The sequence below is a fragment of the Blastococcus jejuensis genome (assembly GCF_039534705.1).
In the GTDB taxonomy this organism is placed as follows: domain Bacteria; phylum Actinomycetota; class Actinomycetes; order Mycobacteriales; family Geodermatophilaceae; genus Blastococcus_B; species Blastococcus_B jejuensis.
The window spans coordinates 311,680-333,019 of the sequence record NZ_BAAAVV010000005.1 but is presented as its reverse complement, the minus strand read 5'-3'; the positions used below and the strand labels follow the sequence as shown (position 1 = coordinate 333,019).

21 protein-coding genes and 1 riboswitch are annotated in these 21,340 nt (G+C 74.0%); of the genes, 12 read left to right on the top strand and 9 right to left on the bottom strand.

Annotated elements, in window-relative coordinates; genetic code table 11:
* The first annotated feature begins 24 nt into the window (after positions 1–24).
* Both ABD644_RS13100 and ABD644_RS13095 read left to right on the top strand, forming a co-directional pair.
* The gene (locus ABD644_RS13100; RefSeq protein WP_344689353.1) at positions 25–1,854 is read left to right on the top strand and encodes a D-alanyl-D-alanine carboxypeptidase family protein; all 1,830 of its coding nucleotides are present in this window, start codon (positions 25–27) and stop codon (positions 1,852–1,854) included.
* Positions 1,855–1,936: 82 nt separating this feature from the next.
* Positions 1,937–2,278, top strand: a complete 342-nt coding sequence (locus ABD644_RS13095) for a hypothetical protein (protein WP_344689352.1) — start codon at positions 1,937–1,939, stop codon at positions 2,276–2,278.
* 210 nt (positions 2,279–2,488) lie between these two features.
* Positions 2,489–2,667: riboswitch (cyclic di-AMP (ydaO/yuaA leader) on the top strand.
* Positions 2,668–2,721: 54 nt separating this feature from the next.
* On the opposite strand, the gene ABD644_RS13090 is transcribed toward ABD644_RS13095, so the two are convergent.
* A complete protein-coding gene (locus ABD644_RS13090; protein WP_344689351.1) occupies positions 2,722–2,844 on the bottom strand; it encodes a hypothetical protein in 123 nt (40 codons plus the stop codon).
* Between ABD644_RS13090 and ABD644_RS13085 the strand changes: the two genes are divergently transcribed.
* The 3 genes from ABD644_RS13085 (at position 2,843) to ABD644_RS13075 (ending at position 6,288) form a co-directional block, all read left to right on the top strand.
* Positions 2,843–3,790 carry a C40 family peptidase gene (locus ABD644_RS13085; RefSeq protein ID WP_344689350.1) on the top strand — a complete coding sequence of 316 codons (948 nt, stop codon included), beginning with the start codon at positions 2,843–2,845 and terminating at the stop codon, positions 3,788–3,790. The genes ABD644_RS13090 and ABD644_RS13085 overlap by 2 nt on opposite strands.
* A gap of 105 nt (positions 3,791–3,895) precedes the next feature.
* On the top strand, positions 3,896–5,158 hold the full coding sequence (locus tag ABD644_RS13080; RefSeq protein WP_344689349.1) for a M48 family metallopeptidase: 1,263 nt from the start codon (positions 3,896–3,898) through the stop codon (positions 5,156–5,158).
* Positions 5,155–6,288 (top strand): glycosyltransferase family 4 protein, encoded by a 1,134-nt coding sequence (locus tag ABD644_RS13075; RefSeq protein ID WP_344689348.1) that lies wholly within the window; start codon positions 5,155–5,157, stop codon positions 6,286–6,288. Before ABD644_RS13080 ends, ABD644_RS13075 begins: the two co-directional genes overlap by 4 nt.
* 42 nt (positions 6,289–6,330) lie before the next feature.
* Here ABD644_RS13075 and ABD644_RS13070 read toward each other — a convergent pair whose 3' ends face one another.
* Positions 6,331–8,124, bottom strand: coding sequence for an AMP-dependent synthetase/ligase (locus tag ABD644_RS13070; protein WP_344689347.1), 1,794 nt, complete (start codon positions 8,122–8,124; stop codon positions 6,331–6,333).
* A gap of 144 nt (positions 8,125–8,268) precedes the next feature.
* On the opposite strand from ABD644_RS13070, the gene ABD644_RS13065 reads away from it, so the two are divergent.
* Genes ABD644_RS13065 through ABD644_RS13050 form a run of 4 tightly spaced genes read left to right on the top strand, consistent with a single transcriptional unit; the run spans position 8,269 to position 11,162 of the window.
* The gene (locus ABD644_RS13065; protein ID WP_344689346.1) at positions 8,269–8,700 is read left to right on the top strand and encodes an SRPBCC family protein; all 432 of its coding nucleotides are present in this window, start codon (positions 8,269–8,271) and stop codon (positions 8,698–8,700) included.
* Between the two features lie 7 nt (positions 8,701–8,707).
* Positions 8,708–9,856: an ArsA family ATPase gene (locus tag ABD644_RS13060; RefSeq protein WP_344689345.1), complete on the top strand. Its 1,149-nt coding sequence runs from the start codon at positions 8,708–8,710 to the stop codon at positions 9,854–9,856.
* Positions 9,853–10,194 (top strand): hypothetical protein, encoded by a 342-nt coding sequence (locus tag ABD644_RS13055; RefSeq protein ID WP_344689344.1) that lies wholly within the window; start codon positions 9,853–9,855, stop codon positions 10,192–10,194. The genes ABD644_RS13060 and ABD644_RS13055 overlap by 4 nt, the downstream gene beginning before the upstream one ends.
* Entirely contained in the window at positions 10,191–11,162 is a 972-nt protein-coding gene (locus ABD644_RS13050; protein WP_344689343.1) for an ROK family glucokinase, read from the top strand. Before ABD644_RS13055 ends, ABD644_RS13050 begins: the two co-directional genes overlap by 4 nt.
* 169 nt (positions 11,163–11,331) lie before the next feature.
* Here the strand turns inward: ABD644_RS13050 and ABD644_RS13045 are convergent, their stop codons facing one another.
* Genes ABD644_RS13045 through ABD644_RS13035 form a run of 3 tightly spaced genes read right to left on the bottom strand, consistent with a single transcriptional unit; the run spans position 11,332 to position 14,073 of the window.
* A complete protein-coding gene (locus ABD644_RS13045) occupies positions 11,332–12,573 on the bottom strand; it encodes an ornithine cyclodeaminase, nickel-pincer nucleotide-dependent (protein ID WP_344689342.1) in 1,242 nt (413 codons plus the stop codon).
* A gap of 10 nt (positions 12,574–12,583) precedes the next feature.
* The gene (locus ABD644_RS13040) at positions 12,584–13,285 is read right to left on the bottom strand and encodes a hypothetical protein (RefSeq protein ID WP_344689341.1); all 702 of its coding nucleotides are present in this window, start codon (positions 13,283–13,285) and stop codon (positions 12,584–12,586) included.
* Complete coding sequence (locus ABD644_RS13035; protein WP_344689340.1) at positions 13,282–14,073, bottom strand: alpha/beta hydrolase; 792 nt, start codon at positions 14,071–14,073, stop codon at positions 13,282–13,284. Before ABD644_RS13035 ends, ABD644_RS13040 begins: the two co-directional genes overlap by 4 nt.
* A 120-nt stretch (positions 14,074–14,193) precedes the next feature.
* On the opposite strand from ABD644_RS13035, the gene ABD644_RS13030 reads away from it, so the two are divergent.
* Positions 14,194–14,955: a lysophospholipid acyltransferase family protein gene (locus tag ABD644_RS13030; RefSeq protein WP_344689339.1), complete on the top strand. Its 762-nt coding sequence runs from the start codon at positions 14,194–14,196 to the stop codon at positions 14,953–14,955.
* A 61-nt stretch (positions 14,956–15,016) separates the two neighbouring features.
* On the opposite strand, the gene ABD644_RS13025 is transcribed toward ABD644_RS13030, so the two are convergent.
* Genes ABD644_RS13025 through ABD644_RS13015 form a run of 3 tightly spaced genes read right to left on the bottom strand, consistent with a single transcriptional unit; the run spans position 15,017 to position 18,071 of the window.
* Positions 15,017–15,598: a TetR/AcrR family transcriptional regulator gene (locus tag ABD644_RS13025; RefSeq protein WP_344689337.1), complete on the bottom strand. Its 582-nt coding sequence runs from the start codon at positions 15,596–15,598 to the stop codon at positions 15,017–15,019.
* Positions 15,595–16,539 (bottom strand): alpha/beta fold hydrolase, encoded by a 945-nt coding sequence (locus ABD644_RS13020; RefSeq protein WP_344689335.1) that lies wholly within the window; start codon positions 16,537–16,539, stop codon positions 15,595–15,597. Before ABD644_RS13020 ends, ABD644_RS13025 begins: the two co-directional genes overlap by 4 nt.
* The gene (locus ABD644_RS13015; RefSeq protein WP_344689333.1) at positions 16,536–18,071 is read right to left on the bottom strand and encodes a flavin-containing monooxygenase; all 1,536 of its coding nucleotides are present in this window, start codon (positions 18,069–18,071) and stop codon (positions 16,536–16,538) included. Before ABD644_RS13015 ends, ABD644_RS13020 begins: the two co-directional genes overlap by 4 nt.
* Positions 18,072–18,194: 123 nt before the next feature.
* On the opposite strand from ABD644_RS13015, the gene ABD644_RS13010 reads away from it, so the two are divergent.
* Positions 18,195–19,118 (top strand): SDR family oxidoreductase, encoded by a 924-nt coding sequence (locus ABD644_RS13010; protein ID WP_344689332.1) that lies wholly within the window; start codon positions 18,195–18,197, stop codon positions 19,116–19,118.
* Between the two features lie 151 nt (positions 19,119–19,269).
* Positions 19,270–19,833: a dihydrofolate reductase family protein gene (locus ABD644_RS13005; protein WP_344689331.1), complete on the top strand. Its 564-nt coding sequence runs from the start codon at positions 19,270–19,272 to the stop codon at positions 19,831–19,833.
* Between the two features lie 9 nt (positions 19,834–19,842).
* Here ABD644_RS13005 and glpK read toward each other — a convergent pair whose 3' ends face one another.
* Positions 19,843–21,318, bottom strand: a complete 1,476-nt coding sequence (glpK, locus tag ABD644_RS13000) for a glycerol kinase GlpK (RefSeq protein ID WP_344689330.1) — start codon at positions 21,316–21,318, stop codon at positions 19,843–19,845.
* Positions 21,319–21,340 lie beyond the last annotated feature (22 nt).

Here is a 21,340-nt window from a genome sequence, read left to right as displayed (position 1 = left end):
CCTCGCCCGGGTGGGGGAACGCGCGTGCTCACCTGGCGATATGTCCCGGTGCAGGACACCATTCCCTCGTCGGCCCAGAAGAAGCCGACCTCATGGGGTGGTGGAATGTTCCTGCGCTCGCGGCGGCGCGACCGACGCCGGACGACGGCGTCGCGCATGGTCCTCGTCGCGGCCGGTGCTCTGGCGCTCACCCTCCCGCTGGTCGGCCCCGCGTCGGCGGACCCCAGCGACCAGCCCGGGGGCACCACGGCGGTGCTGGAGAGCGAGGCGCTCGACCGGCTGCAGCAGCGCGCCGCCGAGGTGCAGGAGGGCCTGCGGGCGCAGCAGGGCGAGGTCCTGGCCGCGCAGGAGGCCAAGGCCCGAGCCGAGGCCGACGTCGCCGAGGCCCGGTCGGTCCTCACCGACGCCGAGGGCGAGCTCGCGAGGTACCAGGACGTCGTCGCCGGGTACGCGCGCGCCGTCTACCGCGACGGCGGGGCGGTGACCCCGCTCACCCTGCTCCTCTCCGGCCAGGACCCGGGTGACGTGCTGGCGGCCATGGGCTTCCTCGAGGTCGTCGACCGGCACGCCGCCGAGGTGATCGGCGCGGCCGAGGAGCTGCGGCAGCAGGCGCTCGACGTGCAGCGCCGGGCCGCCGACGCCCTCGCGGAGGCGCAGGCGCGGGCGGACGAGGTCGACGCGCGGGTGCGCGAGCTCGAGGCCCAGGCGGCCGCCGTGACCGACGAGCTCGACGAGGCCCTCGGCGAGGTGGACCGCCAGCTCGCGCAGTTGCAGGCGGAGCAGGTCCAGGTCAACGAGCAGACGGCGGCCAACTGGCGTGCCTACGTCGACCAGCTCACGGCGGCGGGCATCACGCCGCCTCCGGCATCCGCTCTGCAGGATCCGCCGTCCGGGCTGCCGGACGGGCTGGTGCCCGTGTCGTCGAGCGAGGGCGGGGCGCAGCGCGGCGCGGCCCAGAAGCCCGGCCAGCCCAACTCCCTGCTGGTCCTCCCGGCCGAGACGCTGGCCGCGGTGACGGCTGCCATGGACGCGCTCGGTCGTCCGTACGCGCCCGGGACGGCCGGCCCCGACTCGTGGGACTGCGGCTCGCTGGTCTCCACGGTCTACGGCGCGGCAGGCATCCCCTTGCCGACCGACCAGGCCGGCCTGTTCGGGGTGACCACACCGATCGCCGCCGCCGACGTCCTGCCCGGTGATCTGGTCTTCCTCGGCACCCAGGAGTCCGGCCTCGGGCACGTCGGCATCGCGCTGGACCCGCAGACGATGCTGGCCGCCGACGCGCGGGCCGGCGCGGTCGTCGTCCGGACCCTGCCCGCCGACCAGGTGATCGGCATCGGCCGACCGAGTCTGGGTCAGCGTGCCCCGGCCGGCGTGCCCGGGCCGGTCGACGGCGCGCTCCGGGTCGAGTGCGGCAACACGGTCTATCCGCCGAGCTTCGACGGCGCGCGTCAGTGGGGTGGCTATCCCAACGGCTTGATCCCGCCGAGCGCCATGTGCCCGCTGGGAGTGGCCGGGCACCAGCTGCGCTGCGACGCGGCGGCGGCCTACCGGGCGATGTCCGCGGCCTACGCCGCCGACATGGGCGGCCCGATCTGCATCACCGACTCCTACCGGACCTACGCCAGCCAGGTGCGGCTCTACGGCCAGAAGCCGGCGCTGGCGGCCGTCCCGGGCACCAGCAACCACGGCTGGGGTCTGGCCGTGGACCTGTGCGGCGGCATCCAGAACTTCGGCACCCCGCAGTACGCCTGGATGGCCGCCAACGCCGGACGGTTCGGCTACCTGCACCCGACGTGGGCCGACCCTGGCAACGGCCGCGAGGAGCCCTGGCACTGGGAGTACGCGGGCACCTGAGCCGGCCACCTGGTTCCGGCGGGCGGGAAATGTCGGTGGCCGCTCCTACCGTGCGGAGGACTCACGGAGGAGAGAAGGACACATGCTCATCGACTGCGACACCTGCACCGCCCGGGGCGCCGGCTGCGGCGACTGCGTCGTCACCGTGCTGCTCGGCGCACCGCCCAGCTGGCAGGGCGTCGACCCGGTCGTCGTCCCGATGACCGCGCGCGCCCGCCCGGCCGGCGGGAACGCCGTCCCCGATGCGTCGACGGCCGAGGACGTCGTGGTGCCCCCGCCGGGCGTCGTCGTGGAGTTCGACGAGGTGGAGCGCCGTGCCGTGCGCGCCCTGGCCGACGTCGGGCTGGTGCCCCCGCTGCGGCACCGGGGCGCCGCAGACAGCGGTCCGGACGGGCCGGCGGCGCGCGGTCGCCGCACCGGCTGAACTGCTCGCGAGACGGCCGACACCGTTCCATAAACCGTGGCGATTGCCACACGTTCGGCGTAACCGTGGGAGGCGCGCTGGGCGGAAATGTTGCGATCAGAGGGACGTGCGTCACATCTGTCGCGCAGATCCCCATTTGTCACGACCACATCACGGCCGTAGTGTCGTCGCGTTCGACCGAGTGGTCGTCGCCCGTACCCGGGCGGCCTCGGACGTTCACCGCCGAATCGCTCGACGGCGCCGCGAGGCGCTCGACGGCGAACCGGGGACCCACCGCAGTTCTGGGGTGAGTTCCCCTGCTGGCCGGCTCGCCGGGCTGCAGGGGATAGGGCGAGTCTTCCCAGCCCGAACCCGTCAGCTAACTCGGTAGGCGGTTGCAGAGGAAGAAACGGAGAGCCGCCGCACGTGGCGACCCCTCACGCTTTTCGCACGCATGCCCACGATCAGTCCCGCTCCGATCTCCTCGCCGCTCCCGCGGCCGGCCGGCTGCCGAGCAGCCGATCCCGCCGGCTCCGCTCCGGGGTGCTGATCGGGGCCACGACCGTCGCGCTGACCTTCACGGTCATGCCCGGCACCGCGGTCGCCGTCCCCGGCGATGCCACCACGCCCGAGCAGGCCACGCAGATGGTCGCCGAGGCCAGTCACCAGCTCGAGGTCGTCACCGAGGAGCTCAACACCGCCAAGGTCGTGCTCGAGCAGCAGCAGGCCGCTGCCGCCGCCGCCGAGCAGGCAGCCGCGGGCGCCCGCGAGCAGCTGAACGCCCTCGACGGGCAGATCCGCCAGCTCGCCCGCATCGCGTACACCAGCGACGGCCTCTCCCAGCTCGACGTGATGATGACCAGCGACTCGGCCGAGGACTTCCTGTCCCAGCTGGGCACGCTGGACGTCATCGCCGGCCACACCAACGACGTCCTCGCCGAGGTCTCGGTCGCCGCCGACGCGGCGAACCGGGCTCAGGAGGAGGCCGACGCGGCCGCGGCCGTGGCGCAGGAGTCCTACGACGAGATCGCCGCCCAGCAGGCCGACCTCGAGGCTCAGATCGCCGACTACCAGGCGCAGTTCGATGCGCTGACCGCCGCCCAGCAGACCGAGGTGAACGCCGCTCACGCCGGTGACGCGATCCCGGTCGCGGCTGTGGCCGGCGGTGTCGCCCCGAGCGCCGCGGCCCAGGTCGCCGTCGACACCGCGCTCGCCCAGGTCGGTGACCCCTACGTCTGGGGTGCCGGCGGGCCGGATGCCTTCGACTGCTCGGGTCTGACGCAGTACGCCTACTCGGCCGCCGGGGTGTCGCTGCCGCACTCCAGCCGGATGCAGTCGCAGATGGGCGCCTCCGTGCCCGTCGGTTCGCTGCAGCCGGGCGACCTGCTCTTCTACTACAGCCCGACCAGCCACGTGGCGATGTACATCGGCAACGGCCAGATGGTGCACGCCTCGACGTCGGGCACGCCGGTCCAGGTCGTCTCCTTCGACTCGATGAGCGGGTTCACCCACGCTCGCCGGATCGCGGGCTGATAGAGGACCTCCTGTTCCACACGGCCAGGGCCGGTGACCCCCGCGGGGGTCACCGGCCCTCGTCGTTCCCTGGGTGTGCCGACGGCACCGCATAGGATCGGCCGGGTGACCGCCCGCCGCGCCGCGCTGGTCGCCGCGGTGGTCCTCGGTGCGGCGCTCGTCCTCGTCATCGCGCTGCGCACCCCGTGGGACGTCCTGCCCGAGCCGCCCGGTGGGTCCTCGCCGGTCGACCCCACCGCCGGGCTGTCCCCGGCCGAGATCGGCCGGGCGGAGTCCTTCGTGGCAGCCCTCCGGCCCGCCTCGCTGGCCTCGCTGGTGCTCGGCCTCGCGGTGTCCGGCGTCCTCGGCCTGACCCGCCTCGGTGCCCGCGTGGTGCGCGCCGCCGGCCGGCCGCTCGGCAACCGCTGGGCGGGGGACGTGCTGCTCGGCATCCTCGCCCTCGCCGTGATCGGCCGGCTGGTCACGCTGCCGCTGTCGGCCTACGGCGAGGTGGTCCGGCACCGCTACGGGTTGTCCACCCGTGGCTGGGGGCTCTGGCTGCGCGACGTCGCCGTCTCCACCGGGATCGACGCCGGCCTGACCGCGCTGGCCCTGCTGGCTCTGGTCGCCCTCGCGCGGAAGGCTCCACGCACCTGGTGGGCATGGGGGGCGGTCGGCGCCGCGGCTCTCGTGGTCACCGGGTCGTTCCTGTGGCCGGTCGTCATCGAGCCGGCGTTCAACCGCTTCGAACCCATGCCCGCCGGGCAGCTGCGCACCGACCTGCTCGCCCTCGCCGAGGAGAACGGCACCCCGGTGCAGGACGTGCTCGTGTCCGACGCGTCCCGTCGCACGACGGCGCTCAACGCCTACGTCTCCGGCTTCGGCTCGACCCGCCGGATCGTCGTCTACGACACGGTCCTCGACCGGCTCAGCGAGGCCGAGATCGAGTCGATCACCGCGCACGAGCTCGGCCACGTGGCGACCGACGACGTGCTCACCGGCACGCTCATCGGTGCCCTCGGGTCGGCCGCCGGAGTGGCCGTGCTGGGCTGGGTCGTCTCGCCGCGGCTGCTGCGCCGGGCGGGAGCGGACTCGGTCGGCGACCCCCGGGTCATCCCGCTGGTGCTGTTCCTGGTCGCCGTCGGGAGCCTGGCCTCCGCCCCGGTGCAGAACCTCGTCTCCCGGCACGTCGAGGCCCGCGCCGACGTGCACGCCCTCGACCTGACCGGGGACCCGGGCACCTTCGTCGAGATGCAGCAGGGCCTGGCCAGGACCAACCTCAGCGATCCCGACCCGCCCGCAGCCTGGCAGTGGTTCTTCGGCTCGCACCCCACCACCGCGCAGCGCGTCGCCCTCGCGAAGGACTGGGCGGAGCTGCGGGCGAAGTGAACCGCACCCTCGTCGTCACCAACGACTTCCCGCCCCGCCAGGGCGGCATCCAGACGTTCGTCGCCGCGCTGCTGGAGCGCCGCCCGCCGGAGAGCCTCGTCGTGCTCGCCTCCCGGTCCCCGGGCTGGGAGGAGCACGACGCCGCGCTGCCCTACCCGGTCGTGCGCCGGCCCACCGCGATGCTCCTGCCCACCCCGGCGACCGGACGGGTGGCGGCGGAACTCGCCCGCCGGCACGGCTGTGACACCGCGTTCTTCGGGGCGGCGGCCCCGCTGGGGCTGATCGCCCCGGCACTGCGGGCGGCGGGTGTCCGGCGCCTCGTCGGCGCCACGCACGGCCACGAGACCGGGTGGGTGGCCCTGCCCGGCTCCCGGCAGCTGCTGCAGCGCATCGCCGGGCAGCTCGACGTGCTCACCTACATCAGCGAGTACACCCGCGACCGGCTCGCCCCGGCGCTGGCCGGCCGCACCCGATTGGCCCAGCTCTCCCCGGGCGTCGACGTCGAGCGGTTCACCCCCGGCGTCGACGGCACGGCGGTCCGGCGGCGGCACGGCCTGGGGGAGGCCCCGGTGGTGGTGTGCGTGTCCCGGCTGGTCGCGCGCAAGGGTCAGGACGTGCTCGTCCGCGGCTGGCCGCGGGTGCTCGAGCGCCATCCCGACGCCCGGCTGCTGCTGGTCGGCGGCGGCCCGGCCGAGGCGGCCCTGCGCCGGGCCGTCGCCGACCGCGGCCTGCAGCACTCCGTCGTCCTCACCGGGGCGGTGCCGTTCGGCGAGCTGCCGGCGCACTACGCCGCGGGCGACGTCTTCGCGATGCCGTGCCGCACGCGCCGGGCCGGTCTGGACGTCGAGGGGCTGGGCATGGTCTTCCTCGAGGCCGCCGCGTGCGGTCTGCCGGTGGTCGCCGGCACCTCCGGCGGCGCCCCGGAGACCGTCCGGGAAGGCGTCACCGGACACGTGGTGGAGCCGCGGTCGCCCGACGCCGTCGCGGCGGCGCTGGTCGGACTGCTCGACGACCCCGACCGGGCGCGGGCGATGGGCGCGGCCGGTCGGGCCTGGGTCGAGCAGCGCTGGTCCTGGACGACGATCGCCGCGACCTTCGCCGACCTGCTGGAGGGGCCCGCACAGCACTGAGCCCCCGTCCGCCGAGGCGGGACGGGGGCTCAGCAGCCGGGATCAGCGGGCGTAGAGCCCCTCGACCTCGGAGTCGAACTCCTTCATGACGACGGCCCGCTTGAGCTTCAGGCTCGGGGTCAGCATCCCGTTGTCCTCGGTGAAGTCGGTGCCGAGCACCCGGAACTTCTTGATCGCCTCGGCCTGCGACACGGCCTTGTTGGCCTCCTTGACCGCGGCGTCGAGCTCGGCGAGCAGGTCCTCGTCGTCCCGGACCTGCTCGGCCGTGAGGCCGGCGTCCTTGCCCTTGGACTCCAACCAGCCGGGCAACGCCTCCTCGTCGAGGGTGACGAGGGCGGCGATGAACGGCCGCTGGTCGCCGACGACGATGCACTGGCTGACCAGGCGGTGCGCGCGCAGCCGGTCCTCGAGCACCGCGGGGGCGACGTTCTTGCCGCCGGCGGTCACCAGGATCTCCTTCTTGCGCCCGGTGATCTTGAGGAAGCCGTCGTCGTCGAGCTCGCCGAGGTCGCCGGTGTGGAACCAGCCGTCGGAGTCGATCGCCTCCCGGGTGGCGTCCTCGTTCTTCCAGTAGCCGCGCATCACGATGCCGCCGCGGATGAGCACCTCGCCGTCCTCGGCGATGGCGAAGTCGACGCCGGGCAGGGGGCGGCCGACCGTGCCGATGCGCAGCCCCTCGTCGTGGTTCACCGAGGCGGCGGCGGTGGTCTCGGTGAGGCCGTAGCCCTCGTAGACGGTGACCCCGATGCCCCGGTAGAAGTGGCCGAGCCGCTCACCGAGCGGTGCGCCGCCGGAGATCGCGCCCAGGCACCGTCCGCCCAGCGCCGCGCGCAGCTTGCCGTAGACGAGCTTGTCGAACAGCGCGTGCTCGGCCCGCAGGAGGAGGCCCGGGCCGCCGGTGTCCTGGGCCCGCGACCAGTCGATGGCCACCTGCGCGGCCTTGTCGAAGATCTTGCCCTTGCCGTCGGCCTCGGCCTTGCCCTTGGCGGTGTTGAACACCTTCTCGAACACCCGCGGGACGGCGAGGACGAACGTGGGCCGGAAAGCGCCGAGGTCGTCGACGAGGTTCTTCACGTCGGGCGTGTGCCCGACGACGGTGCGCGTCTTGACCGCGCCGACGTGGATGACCCGCGCCAGCACGTGGGCCAGCGGGATGAACAGCAGGATCGAGCCGTCGACGTTGAGGAACCGGCCGAGCAGGCTCATCCCGTTGCCGATCTCGAACAGGAAGTTGCCGTGCGTCAGCTCGCAGCCCTTGGGCCGGCCGGTGGTGCCGCTGGTGTAGATCAGCGTGGCCAGGCTGTCGGCCTTGAGGGTGGCCCGGCGGGCCTCGAGCTCGCTGTCGGGCACGTCCTTGCCGGCCTGGGTCAGCGTGCCGACCGCGTCGTCGTCGATGACGTGCACCGACTTCAGCTCGGGGGTCTGGTCGCGCACGGACTCCACCGCGGTGGCGTGCTCGTCGCGCTCCACGATCACCGCGGTGGCGCCGGAGTCGGACAGGATCCACGCCACCTGGTCGGGGCTGGAGGTCTCGTAGATCGGGACCGTGACCGCGCCGGCGGCCCAGATGGCGAAGTCGATGACGGCCCACTCGTAGCGGGTCTTGGCCTGGATGGCGACCCGGTCTCCCGCCGCCACGCCGGAGGCGATGAGGCCCTTCGCCACGCCGGCGACCTGGTCGGCGAACTCCTTCCAGGTCACGTCGTGCCACGCCCCGCCGCGGTGGACCCGGAAGCCGGTCTGGTCGCCTACCTCGGCGACGTTCGCGGCGAGCAGGTCGGGGAGCGCCTCGTCGGGGCCCACCTCGGTGGTCGCAGGAACGCTGAATTCGCGCACGCCCGGTCCTCTCCTCCCCGGCCGGCCGGGGCGCCGTCGCCCACGGCCCCGGACGGGGACGTCACTGCAAATCTAGCGGCTCGTCCTACCCATGAGTAGCAGAGTGCGGGGCCTGCGGCCTGCTGAGCGGCTAGCCTGCTGCCCATGGCCGACCAGTCCACCCAGTCGATCGTCATCGATGCGCCCGCGGCCGACGTGATGGCGGTCATCGCCGACTTCCCGTCGTACCCGCAGTGGGTCGCCGCGGCGAAGAAGGTGGAGGTCGAGGAGCAGGGGGACGACGGTCGCGCCCGCCGGGTGCACTTCGTGCTCGACGCCGGCGCCATCAAGGACGAGTACGTCCTCGAGTACACCTGGGACGGCGACCGCGCGGTCTCCTGGACCCTCGTGCAGGGCCAGATGCAGAAGCGGCAGGAGGGCTCCTACACCCTCGAGGAGACCGACGGCGGTACCGAGGTGACCTACCGGATCGCCATCGACCTGTCGATCCCGATGCTCGGGATGATCAAGCGCAAGGCGGAGAAGGTCATCCTCGACACGGCTCTCAAGGAGCTCAAGAAGCGCGTCGAGGGCTGATCGGCCCGTGCGCACGCTGATCGTCACCGGCCCCGGCGGGGCCGGTACCTCCACCATCGCCGCGGCTGCCGCCGTGCGCGCCGCCCGTTCCGGTCGCCGGACGGTGCTGCTGTCGCGGTCACCGGCTCCGGTGGCGGGGCTGGACGTCGAGCCGGGCCTGACCCTCGCCGTGGTCGACCCGCGCACGGCGCTGGAGGGGTTGTGGAGCACGTCGGCGGGCGCGCTGTCCGCCGTCCTCCCGCAGCTCACCCTGCCGCCCCCGGGTTCGGTCGTCCCGTTGCCGGGCACCGCAGAGCTGGCGCTCCTGGCCGAGCTGTCACGGGCCGACGCCGACCTGGTCGTCCTGGACGCGGGGCCGATCCAGGAGGCGGTCGGCCTGATCGGGCTGCCCGCGACGCTGCGCTGGTGGCTCGACCAGCTCCTGCCGCCCGGGGTCCGGGCGCTCGGCGCGGTCCGCACGGCCGCCGTCACCTACGGGGCCGCCAGGCGCGGGCCCGTCGACGCGGCACTCGAGGCCGTGCCGGTGATCGAGCGCCTGCTGGCCCGCGACCGGCTGGCCGACCCGACCGACACCGCCGTGCACGTGGTCGTCCCCTCGCGCACCGCCGCCGCGGAGTCCCTGCGCACCGCCGCCACCGCGCTGGGACTGCACGGTCTGCGGGCCGGCACCGTCCTCACCCGGGTCCTGCCCGGCGGCGGGCCGGGGCAGTGGTGGGCGCGGCGGGCGGCGGACCAGAACGAGGCGGTGACCGCGTTCGGCGCGGTCGCCCCGGTCCACCGGGTGCCCGAGCGGCCGATCGCGCCGGGGGACGCCGACGCGGTGGCCGACCTGCTCGAGGGGTGGGAGCTGCCCACCAGCGGTGGCCTGCCCGCGCCGGCACCCGAGCGCACCAACGACGGCTGGGCGCTGACGCTGCCGCTGCCGTTCGCCGAGCGCGGGGCCGTCGACCTGATCCGCTGGGCGGATGATCTCGTCGTCACCGCCGCCGGCGTGCGCCGCTCGCTGCGGCTGGACGCGCTGCTGCGCCGCTGCGAGGTGACCGGCGGCCGGCTGCGGCACGCCGGTACCGCCGAGGCGGCGCTCGAGGTCACGTTCCGACCCGATCCACGGCTCTGGCCCGCAGACCTGCTGGCCGCTGAGGGGAGAAACCGATGAACCCCGCCACCGACTGGATCGACCAGGCCCGCGGCCTGCTCGAGATGTTGAAGAGCGGCGTCGCCGCGCGGCCCGAGGGGGACGCGCACGGCACCGACTGCAGCTGGTGCCCGGTGTGCCAGGCCGCCGCCGTCGTCCGGGGCGAGCGCCCCGAGGTGACCGCGGCCCTGGCCGACGTCCTGACCGCGACCGCCGCCGCGCTGCGCTCCTTCGCCGAGGCCGGACGGCCGGCAGAGTCCGACGCCGTGGCCGAGGCGGCGCAGGGTGAGACGGCGCCGGAGCAGGGCGAGGGCCCCGGCGACCCGCCGCCGGTGCTGCAGCGGATCGACATCGCGTGAGCGACGGCGGGGCCGCGGGGCGGGCCGCCGCACTGGGCATCGACATCGGGGGCACCAAGGTCGCCGGCGGGGTCGTGGCGCCCGACGGGACCATCGGCGCCACCGCCCGCCGGGCGACCCCCGGCTCGTCGGTCTCCGAGACCGAGGACGCGATCGTCGCCGTCGTCGAGGAGCTCGCCGCCGGTCACGACGGCGAACTGGTCGGCGTCGGGATCGGCGCGGCCGGCTGGTTCGACCGGACGGGCGACACGGTGCTGTTCAGCCCGCACCTGGCCTGGCGGCACTCCACGCTGCGCAAGGACCTCGAGGCCCGGTTGCAGCGGCCGCTGTGGGTGGGCAACGACGCGGACGCGGCGGCCTGGGCCGAGTACCGCTTCGGCGCGGCCCGGGGGGCCGACCTGGCGCTCATGATCACGCTCGGCACGGGCATCGGCGGCGGGATCGTGCTCGACGGCCTGCTGCGGCGCGGTTCGCACGGGGTGGCGGGGGAGTGGGGCCACATGCGGGTCGTCCCCGACGGCCGGCTGTGCGCATGCGGCAACCGTGGCTGCTGGGAGCAGTACGCCAGCGGGACGGCGCTGGCGCAGACCGCCCGCGAGGTGGCCCGGACCTCGCGCGCGGCCGCGGCGCGGTTGCTGGAGCGGGTGGACGGCGACGCCGAGCGGTTGACCGGCGAGGACGTCGCCCGCGCCGCCGCCGACGGCGATCCGCTCGCACTGGAGCTGGTCACCGAGGTCGGCCAGTGGCTGGGGCAGGGCATCGCCGACCTCGCCGCGATCCTCGATCCCGAGGTGGTCGTGATCGGCGGCGGTGTCAGCAAGCTGGGCGAGATGGTGCTGGGACCGGCCCGCGAGCGGCTGGACCGCGCGCTGCCCGGCCGTGGCTTCCGGCCGGGCCCGCGCGTGGTGGCGGCCGAACTGGGCCCCGAGGCGGGCCTCATCGGCGCCGCCGACCTGGTGAGGCAATGACATCGCGGTCCTCCGGACCGCACCGCGGCCAACGGCCGTTCCCCACCTGCGCGGAGCCGCTTCCGGCCCTCCTCAGGGAGACCTCCGGCCCCCCTTCGTCGGGCCGCCTCGCAGGGGCGGCTCCTGTCGTTCCTCGCGGGGACCCTCCGGGCCCCCACTCGTCACGACATCACTCGGGGGCGAGCTCGCGGGCCAGCTGCTCGAGGAACAGGCCGATGTCGGTGATGATCCCCATCGCCTGGGCGCTGCCCCGGTCGGCCAGCTTGGTGACCGTCGCCGGGTTGATGTCCACCGAGACCAGCGGGACCGCCGCCGGGAGGATGTTCCCCGTCGCGATGGAGTGCAGCATCGTCGCGACCATGATCGCGAAGCCGACGTCCGGGAGCTGGGCCCGCATCGCGCGCTGCCCCTCGATGACGTCGGTGTAGACGTCGGGCAGCGGCCCGTCGTCGCGGACGGAACCGACCAGGACGAACGGCTTGCCGGCCTCGACCATGGCGTGCATGACGCCGCCGGTGAGGATGCCGGACTCGACCGCCGCCGCGATGGAGCCGGCGGCGCGGATGGTGTTGATCGCCCGGATGTGGTGCTCGTGCCCGTGCGGCACGCCCGACCCCTTGGCCAGGTCGACCCCCAGCGACGTGCCGAACAGCGCGGACTCGATGTCGTGCGTGGCCAGCGCGTTCCCGGCGAACAGGACGTCGACGTACCCGGCGCGGACCAGCCGCACCATCGCGGGGGAGGCGCCGGTGTGCACGACCGCGGGACCGCCGACCCACAGGATCCGCTTGCCCTCGGCCTTCACCTCGCGCATCCGCTCGGCGATCTGGCGGACCAGCAGCGCCTGCGGCTTCTCGCTCGACACCGCCGAGCTCATGAAGCCGAAGTTCTCCTCCTCGCCGCGGGCGACCGCCGGCGGCATCTGCACCCGGACGCCGTGCGCCCCGCAGACGACCGCCTCGCCGGCGCGCACGTCGCTCACCGGCACGTTGCGGATGAACGGGCGGCCGTCGCGCTCCTCGACGACCAGTCCGCAGTCCATCTCGGCCCGGTCGACGGTCAGCCAGTCGCGGTCCAGCCGCACGAAGGTGTCGAGGTTGGTGGTGGAGTAGAAGTCCTCGGGGAAGACGCCGTCGACCGGCGCCGGCCGGGTGATCGCGGTGCCCGGGTCCACCGGGTTGGCGCCGTGCACCTGGACCCGCATGACGATGCGGTCGAGCAGCTCGGCGTCCTCGGCGCGTACCTGGATCAGGGCGCGCGACTCGTCCTCGTGCTGCCGGCCCAGGTCGAGCTGCTCGATCCGGTAGTCACCGCCGTACTCCAGGACGTCGTCGAGCACCCGGGCGAGGATGCCGGTGTCCATGAGGTGGCCGGTCAGGGCGACGGTGGTGGCGTGGGCATGCGTGATCACGGCCCAGAACCTAGACGACGGCCCCGTCGTCGCCGTCGTCCTCCAGGCTGCGGTCGCGCATGCGCATGACCAGCAGTGCCACACCGGCGGCGATCGCGGCGACGCCCAGCACCAGGCCGACGTCGGCGGACAGCCGGAGCAGGCCCGGGGCGAACACCAGCAGCACCCCGCCGAGAACCACCAGGACGGCGTAGAGCGAGGCAGGCGCCGGCACCGGCACCGGCGGGGGAGGCGGCGGCTCGTAGTGCTCGTCGGGCCGGTCGAGGACCGCCGGCTCGTGCGGCGCGGGCGGGGGAGCCTGCGCCGGCTCCTCGGCGGCGACGGCCCGGCCGTGCTCGGCCTCGAACGCCGACACGATCGCCGCCCACTCCGCGTCCTCGTCGAGATCGCGCCGCAGGGCGGCCCGCTCGGGCACCGGGTCGGGACGGCGGTCGGCCCCCTCCCGACCCACCTGCTCCTCGACCAGCGTGCGGGCCTCGGCCCGGCGGGACCGGTCGACGAACAGCCGGTCGGTCGGCGGGCTCGGCAGGAACACCGTGCGCGTGTAGGGCCCGACGTCGGCCGACGGCTCGAGGTAGGCGGCGATGCCGACGGCGTGCAGGACGTCGAGCAGGTGCTCGCCGATGCGCGGATCGACGTCGCGCAGCGGGCTCCAGAGAACGGCGTCGAGCCCGTTGTCCCGACGCCCCCGGCCCCGCCGCGCCCCGGTCATCGCGGCTCCGCGGCCGGTGTCCGCTCCCGGATCCACTCCACGGAGCGGGCGAAGATCGTCGGGGCGTCGTTGTCGAGCGTGGCGACGTGGAAGCTGTCCTCCAGGACGACCTCGGTGGCGTCGGTGCTCGAGACGCCGGCCAGCAGCACCTTCCCCGAGGTCGCCTCGACGATGTGGTCGACGCGGCTGCGGAAGAGGATGAGCGGGACCTCCACCCTGCCCAGGTCGGCGCGGGTGGCCGCCCAGAGCTCACGCAGCTGCAGCACCGCGCGGGTGGGCAGCTTCGGGTAGGCCAGCTCGGTGATGCCCGGCTTCTTGATGTCGCTGGCGATCGGCGCCCAGCTCGGGGTGATGCGCGCCAGCAGGGGCAGCAGCTTCGCGTCCAGCCGCTCGGTCAGCAGCGACGGGTTCACCAGCAGGAGCCCCGCGACGTCGTCGCCCCGGACCTCGGCCAGCCGCAGCGACAGCGTGCCGCCCATCGACAGGCCGGCCACGAAGACGCGGTCGCAGTCGGCGGCGAGCTCGTCGAAGGCGGCGCCGACCGCCGTCGTCCACTCGTCGTGGGTGACCAGGTTGCAGTCCTGCCAGCGGGTGCCGTGGCCGGGCAGCAGGGGGCAGCGCACCGCGAACCCCGCGGCGGCCAGGTGCTCGCCCCAGGGCCGCATGCTCATCGGGGTGCCGGTGAACCCGTGGACGAGCAGCACCCCGGTGCGGCCTTCCGGACCGTCACCACCGGGGAAGGCGAAGGGTTCGGCTCCGGCCATGACGGCGGTCGACGGTCCAGCCAACGGGGGTCCTCCTCGGGTCCGGCTCCGATGCCGTCCGTACGTGGGTGATCGCTCACAGGGAAAGCCGCCGATTGTGATTCGGCCGCTGCGCTCCTTAGTCTGGCAGCTCACGAGGGAGGCGTGTTGTTCTACTGGTTCCTCAAGTTCGTCGCGATCGGCCCGGTGGTCCACCTGATCTTCCGGCCACGGGCCGAGGGCACGGAGCACGTTCCGGCGACGGGCGGGGCCATTCTGGCGAGCAACCACCTCTCGGCGGCCGACTGGATCTTCATGCCGCTGCAGCTCAAGCGCCGCGTCACCTTCCTCGCCAAGGCCGAGTACTTCACCGGCACGGGCATCAAGGGGTTCCTGCAGCGCGCCTTCTTCTCCGGCGCCGGGCAGGTGCCCATCGACCGGTCGAGCGCGTCTGCGGCCGAGAACGCGATCCAGACGGGCCTGCGGACCCTGCGCGAGGGCAAGCTGCTGGGCATCTACCCGGAGGGCACCCGCTCGCCCGACGGCAGGCTCTTCCGCGGCAAGACCGGCGTGGCGCGCATGGCACTGGAGACCGGCGCGCCGGTCATCCCGGTCGCCATGGTCTACAGCTCCAAGCGGCTGCCGTTCGGCAAGAAGATCACCCGGGTGCACGTGCGGTTCGGGGAGCCGCTGGACTTCTCCCGCTACGAGGGCCTCTCCGGCGACCGCTTCGTCGAGCGGTCGATCACCGACGAGATCATGTACGAGATCATGACGCTGTCGGGCCAGGAGTACGTCGACGTCTACGGCGCCACGGTGAAGAAGTCGATGGACTCCACCGGTGCCAGCGCACCCGAGGTGGTCGCCACGCTGCAGCCCCCGATCGACGAGGCCGGCGACCGCGCACCGACGTCCCTCGCCGGCTGACACCAGCTTTCGGTACCGAAAGCTGCGGTGCGAGGCGCGGCTTTCGGTACCGAAAGCTGGACTAACGGGTGACCAGCCGGTCGAGGACGTCGCGCAGCAGGGCGAGCAGCTCCGGGCGGGGCATCGTCGGCTCCCGCGTCCACTGGCCCACGAGGTCCTCGGTGAAGGCGAACCAGGCGGTCACCAGCTGCCGGTGCAACGGCCCGTCGGGGAGTTCCAGCGCGTCGAGCGCCACCGCCACCAGCCGGTCGCGCGTCTCCTCGTAGACCTCCGCCACCCAGGGGTCGCCACCGGCCGCGCCGCGCACGAACGCCAGGTGCGACTCGCGGTAGGCCTCCACCCAGCCGACGTAGCGGTCGAGCATCCCGGTCACCTGCTCCGCCAGGGCGGCGCCGGGCGGGGGGAGCAGGTGCTCGAGCATCAGGTCGGCGGCCGCGCGGGTGACCGCCGTGTAGTAGTCGCGCTTGGTCGCGAAGTAGTGGAACAGCAGGCTCCGGCTGATGCCCGCCCGCCGGGCCACCTCGTCGATCGTGAGCTCCTGCACCGGCGTCGTCGGCAGCAGTTCCAGGCCGATCTGCACGAGCTGGGCCCGCCGGTCGTCGGCGGACCTGCGCAGCGGACGCGGTGCGGGAGCGGCCGTCATGCGGCCGCCCGGTCCCTGGTCGCGGCGGCGACCAGCCGGTGGACGGCCTCGGCGACGAGGTGCGGGCGCTCCTGGGTGAGCATGTGGCCGGTCCGGTCGACGACGTGCAGCACCGCGTCGGGCAGGGCCCCGGCCAGGTGCCGCGAGTGCCGCGCGGGCGTGAGCTTGTCGCTGTCGCCGACGAGGATCTCCACCGCGACGTCCTGCAGCGCGTGCAGCTCCTCGCGCTTGTCGTGCTCGCCGAGCGCGGGCAGGAAGACGGCGAAGGCGCGCACGGTCGAGGCGTGCATGATCTCGGCGCCCCGCACCACCATCTCGTCGGTCGCGTCGGCGCCGTAGAGCAGGTCCCGGACGATCTTCCGGTGGCGGGGGTGGTGCGGTGGCACCAGCGCGCGCAGCCGCTCGAGCACACGGGCGCCGGCCAGCGCGAGGGCGAGCGCGCCGGGGGTGAGCTTCTGCCGCACGGCCTCCAGCCGGGTGCGGGGCTCGGGGTTGAGGTCGCCCGCGGACGTCGAGACGAGGGCGACGCCGCGCACGCGCTCGCCGAACAGCTCGGGCCGCCCCGCGGCCAGCGCCATGATCGTCATGCCGCCCATGGAGTGCCCGCCCAGCACCACCGGGCCGTCGGGCACCAGCTGGTCGAGCACCTCGCCGAGGTCGGCGCCCAGGTGGTCGATGGACAGCTCGCCGAGCTCGTCGGCGTCGGTGCCCCAGCTCGACCGGCCGTGGCCGCGCTGGTCGTAGCGGACCAGCCGGAGCTCGCGCGCGATGATGCGCGGGACCAGCCGCTCGGCGACGTCGTCCCACGCGGCCTGCGACAGCGTCCAGCCGTGCGCGAGGACGACGGTGACCGGCGCGTCGTCGTGGCCCTCGACGGTGGCGTGCAGCTGCGCGCCGTCGGGCAGCCGGACCGCGGCGGTGCGCTTGAGGACGGTGCTCACGCGGCCACCTCCGTCGTCCGGGCCGGGGTGCCGGCCGGCGTGCCGACGTAGTTCTCGCGGTCGAGGGTCTTCGTCAGCTTGCGGAACCGGAACGTGAAGTCGGGCCAGAGCGTCGTGTTGTGGCCGTGCTTGTCGAGGTACCAGCTGGCGCAGCCGCCGGCCAGCCACACGGTGCCCTGCGACTTCTCCGCGATCAGGTCGCGGTAGGCCTCCTGCGCCTGGGGCGTGGTCTCGATGACCTCGAGGCCCTCCTCGGCCATGGCCCGCAGCGCCGAGTCCACGTAGGCCACCTGCGACTCGATCATGTAGACCATCGAGGTGTGGCCGACGCCGACGTTCGGCCCGACCAGCAGGAACAGGTTCGGGAAGCCCGCGACGGCGGCACTGCGGTTGCTCACCATGCCGTCGGCCCAGACCTGCGCGAGGCTGCGGCCGGCGCGGCCGCAGATCTTCTCGGCGATCGGCAGGTCGGTCACGTGGAAGCCGGTGGCCAGCACGATGGTGTCGGTCGGCCGCTCGACGCCGTCGGCCGTGACGATCGAGCGGGGCCGCACCGCCGCGATGCCCGCCGTCACCAGTTCGGCGTTGGGGGCGGCGACGGCGGGGAAGTAGTCGTTGCTGATCAGGATCCGCTTGCAGCCGATCGTGTAGTCGGGGGTCAGGGCCTCGCGCAGCAGCGGGTCGCGGACCTGGCGGTGCAGGTGCGCCCGGGCCAGCTTGCCGACCGGCTTCAGGAAGCGCCGGCGCTTGGCCAGGCCGATGACCAGGAACTCGCGCATCAGGTAGAGCGCCGCCCGCACCGTCTTCTGCAGGCCGGGGACGAACCGGTAGAGCTTCTGCATCCACGGCTTGACGGGGTGGTCGGTGCGGGGGACGACCCAGGCCGGCGTGCGCTGGTACACCGCGACGCTGTCGACGACGGGCTGGATGGCCGGGACGATCTGGATCGCGCTCGCCCCGGTGCCGATGACGGCGACCCGCTCGCCGGCGAGGTCGTGGCCGTGGTCCCAGCGCGCGGAGTGCATGACGGTGCCGGTGAACGTGTCCAGACCCGGGATGTCGGGGTACGTCGGGTCGGCCAGGGCCCCGGCCGCGGAGATCAGCACGCGGGCCCGGAACTCGCCGGCGGTCGTCTGCACGTGCCAGCGGCGGGCCTCGTCGTCCCACTGCGCGGAGGTGACGTCGGCACCGAAGACGCAGTGCGGGCGGACGCCGAACCGGTCGGCGACACCCTCGAGGTAGGCCTGGATCTCCGGCTGCTCGGAGTAGGAGCGCGGCCAGTCCGGGTTGGGGGCGAAGGAGAACGAGTAGAGGTTGCTCTGCACGTCGCAGGCGGCGCCGGGGTAGGTGTTGTCGCGCCAGGTGCCACCGACCTGCTGCGCCCGCTCCAGGACGACGAAGTCCTCCTCGCCCCGCTGCCGGAGCGCGATCGCCATGCCCAGGCCGGCGAAGCCCGAGCCGATGATCGCGACGCCGACCTCGCGGACGGGTCGGGTCGTGGCGGCGGGGTGGTTCTCGAGCGTGCTGGTCACCGATCGGCTCCTTCGGAGTGCTCGCGGTCCATCGTCCTCGGCTTGCTGAGCAACGCTCAACAAGCTACAACGGTTACGCAGCGGTGCTCAATTCGAGCGCCCAGACCCGAGGGAGCAGCAGCGATGGGGTTCAGCCTGCGCAGGCAGCGTCCGCGTACGTCCCTGGCCGGGAAGTCCGTCCTCATCACCGGAGCCGCCCGTGGGATCGGGGCGGAGCTGGCGCGCAAGGCCGCCGCCCGGGGAGCCCGCGTGGCGCTGGTCGGCCTCGAGCCCGAGCAGCTGGCCCGCGTCGCCGACGAGCTGGGCCCCGAGCACCTGTGGGTCGAGACCGACGTCACCGATCCGGCGGCGCTGCAGGCCGCCGTCCAGCGGACGGTCGACACGTTCGGCGGGCTGGACATCGTCGTCGCCAACGCCGGCATCGCGCCGCTGACCACGGTGATGACCAGCTCGGCGCACGCACTCGCCCGCACGATCGAGGTCAACCTGATCGGCGCGATGCTGACGACCCACGCCGCGCTGCCCGAGATCGCGAAGCGCAAGGGCCACGTGCTGTTGATCAGCTCCGCCGCCGCGTTCACCGTGCTGCCCGGCATGAGCGCCTACTGCGCCGCGAAGGCCGGCGTGGAGCGGTTCGGCGACGCGCTGCGCCTCGAGGTCGCCTACCGCGGGGTCACCGTGGCCAGCGCCCACCCGACCTGGATCGACACCGACATGGTGCGCGACACCGAGGCCGCGCTGCCGACCTTCGCGCGGACGCGCAAGGAGCTCCCCGGCCCGCTGGGTGCCTTCACCTCGGTCGAGGCGTGCGCCGAGGCGCTCGTGGAGAACCTCGAGACCCGGGGACGTCGGGTGTTCGTCCCCGGCTCGGTCGGCGTCGTGTCGGCGCTGCGCCAGCTGGTCACCGGCGTCGTCGCCGAGAAGGTCGCGATGAAGGTCTCGGCGAAGCGGGTGCCGCAGCTCGAGCGCGACATCGCTGCCCTGAACGGCCAGGAGTTCGGCAAGAACTCCGTCGGCGCGCAGGCGAAGGCGAACCCCGCCGCCTGATGTCCTCCTGCAGGTGGCAGGGAGGTTCTCCGACCGGCCTCGACGGTGCCACCATGGCGCCGGGACCCCGGCGCCGCCCGGGACCGATGAGCACGGCACCCCACGGCGGTCTCATCTGTCGTAGGCCAGGCGAGCGGGACGGGAGAAGGCCATGCGCAGGGTGGTGGCGCAGATGGGGGTGTCGCTCGACGGGTACTTCGAGGGCCCGGACGGCGACATCAGCTGGCACCGGGTCGACGAGGAGATGCTGACCCACATCAACCAGGAGCTCGCCGCGATGAGCGCCTTCCTCTTCGGCCGGGTCACCTACGAGCAGATGGAGGCGTTCTGGCCGACGGCGGACCAGGACCCCGACAGCGCGCCGACCACGGTCGAGTTCGCCGGCATCTGGCGGACCATGCCCAAGGTCGTCTACTCGCGCACCCTCGCCACCGCGGGCGACAACGCCACCGTGGTGCCCGACGTCGTGCCCGACGAGGTGCGGGCGCTCCAGGCCCAGCCCGGGGGCGACATGGTCCTGGGCGGGGCCGCCCTGGGCGCGGCGTTCCGGCGGCACGACCTCATCGACGAGTACCGGCTCTACGTGAACCCGGTGCTGCTGGGGCGGGGGCACCTGCTCTTCGGGCCGGGTGAGACGCCCACGGACCTGCGCCTGGTCGAGACGCGGACGTTCGGCAACGGCGTCGTCCTGCTGCGGCACGAACGGCCGCGCTGACCGGAGCGGTCAGCGCGTCCAGCCGCCGGCGCGCTGGACGGCGTCGCGCCAGCGGTCGTGCCGGCCGTCCTCGCGGCGCCCCGGCGTGGGCTCCCAGCGGGCGTCGAGGGTCCAGGTCGCCGCCAGCTCGTCGGTGGAACCCCAGACGCCCGTGCCCAGTCCGGCCAGGAACGCCGCGCCGAGCGCCGTCGTCTCGGCCACCACGGGCCGGCGGACCGGAACGCCGAGCTCGTCGGCCTGCAGCTGCATGAGCAGGCCGTTCGCGCTCGCCCCGCCGTCCGCGGACAGCTCGGGCACCGACAGCCCGGCCTCGGAGACCATCACCTCCACGACGTCGCGCACCTGGAACGCGATCGCCTCCAGCGTCGCCCGCACCAGGTGCGCCCGCGTCGTCCCGCGGGTGATGCCGAGGACGGCGCCGCGCGCGTGCGGGTCCCAGTGCGGCGCGCCGAGCCCGGTCAGGGCGGGCACGAAGACGACGTCGCCGGAGTCGGGCACCGTGCGCGCCAGGCCCTCGGTCTCGGCGGCGGAGTCGATGAGCCCCAGGCCGTCGCGCAGCCACTGGACGGCCGCGCCGGTCACGAAGATCGAGCCCTCCAGCGCGTACACCAGCCCGTTCCCGATGTCCCAGGCGACGGTGGAGAGCAGGCCGGCCTCGGAGCGCACCGGTGTCGAGCCGGTGTTGGTGAGCACGAACGATCCGGTTCCGTAAGTGCACTTCGTGTCGCCGGGGGAGTAGCAGGCCTGCCCGAACAGCGCCGCCTGCTGGTCGCCGGCGATGCCCGCGACCGGCAGCGACAGGCCGAGGAACGCGTCCGGATCGGTGGTGCCGACGACGCCGGAGCTCGGCACCACCTCCGGCAGGCTCGCGCGCGGGACGTCGAACAGCTCGCACAGCTCGTCGGACCAGGTGCCCTTCTCCAGGTCGAACAGCAGCGTGCGGCTGGCGTTGCTCGGGTCGGTGACGTGCGCCGCGCCGCCGGTGAGCCGGGCGATCACGTAGGAGTCGACGGTGCCCAGGACGAGGCTGCCGTCGCGCACCCGGCTCCACAGCTGCGGCTCCTCCGCGGCGAGCCAGGCGAACTTGGTGCCGGTGAAGTAGGGGTCCAGCCGCAGACCGGTCAGCATCGCCACGCGCTCCTCGACGCCGTCGGACCGCAGCCGGTCGCAGATGGCGGTGGTGCGCCGGTCCTGCCAGACGATCGCCGGCCGCGGCGAGTGCAGCGTCCGGGGATCCCAGACGACGGCGGTCTCGCGCTGGTCGGTGATGCCGATGCACGTCGGCGCGGCGTCGGTGCGGGCCAGGGCCTCGCGGCACGCGGCGACCGTCGCCGTCCAGATGTCGTCGGGCTCGTGCTCCACCCAGCCCGGGCGGGGGAACAGCTGCGCGAACTCGCGGTAGCCGCGGGCCAGGACGCCGCCGTCCTCGCCCACGACCAGCGCGGTCACCCCGGTGGTTCCTGCGTCGATGGCCAGTACCGGCATGGGGGCGAACCTAACCCGCGCA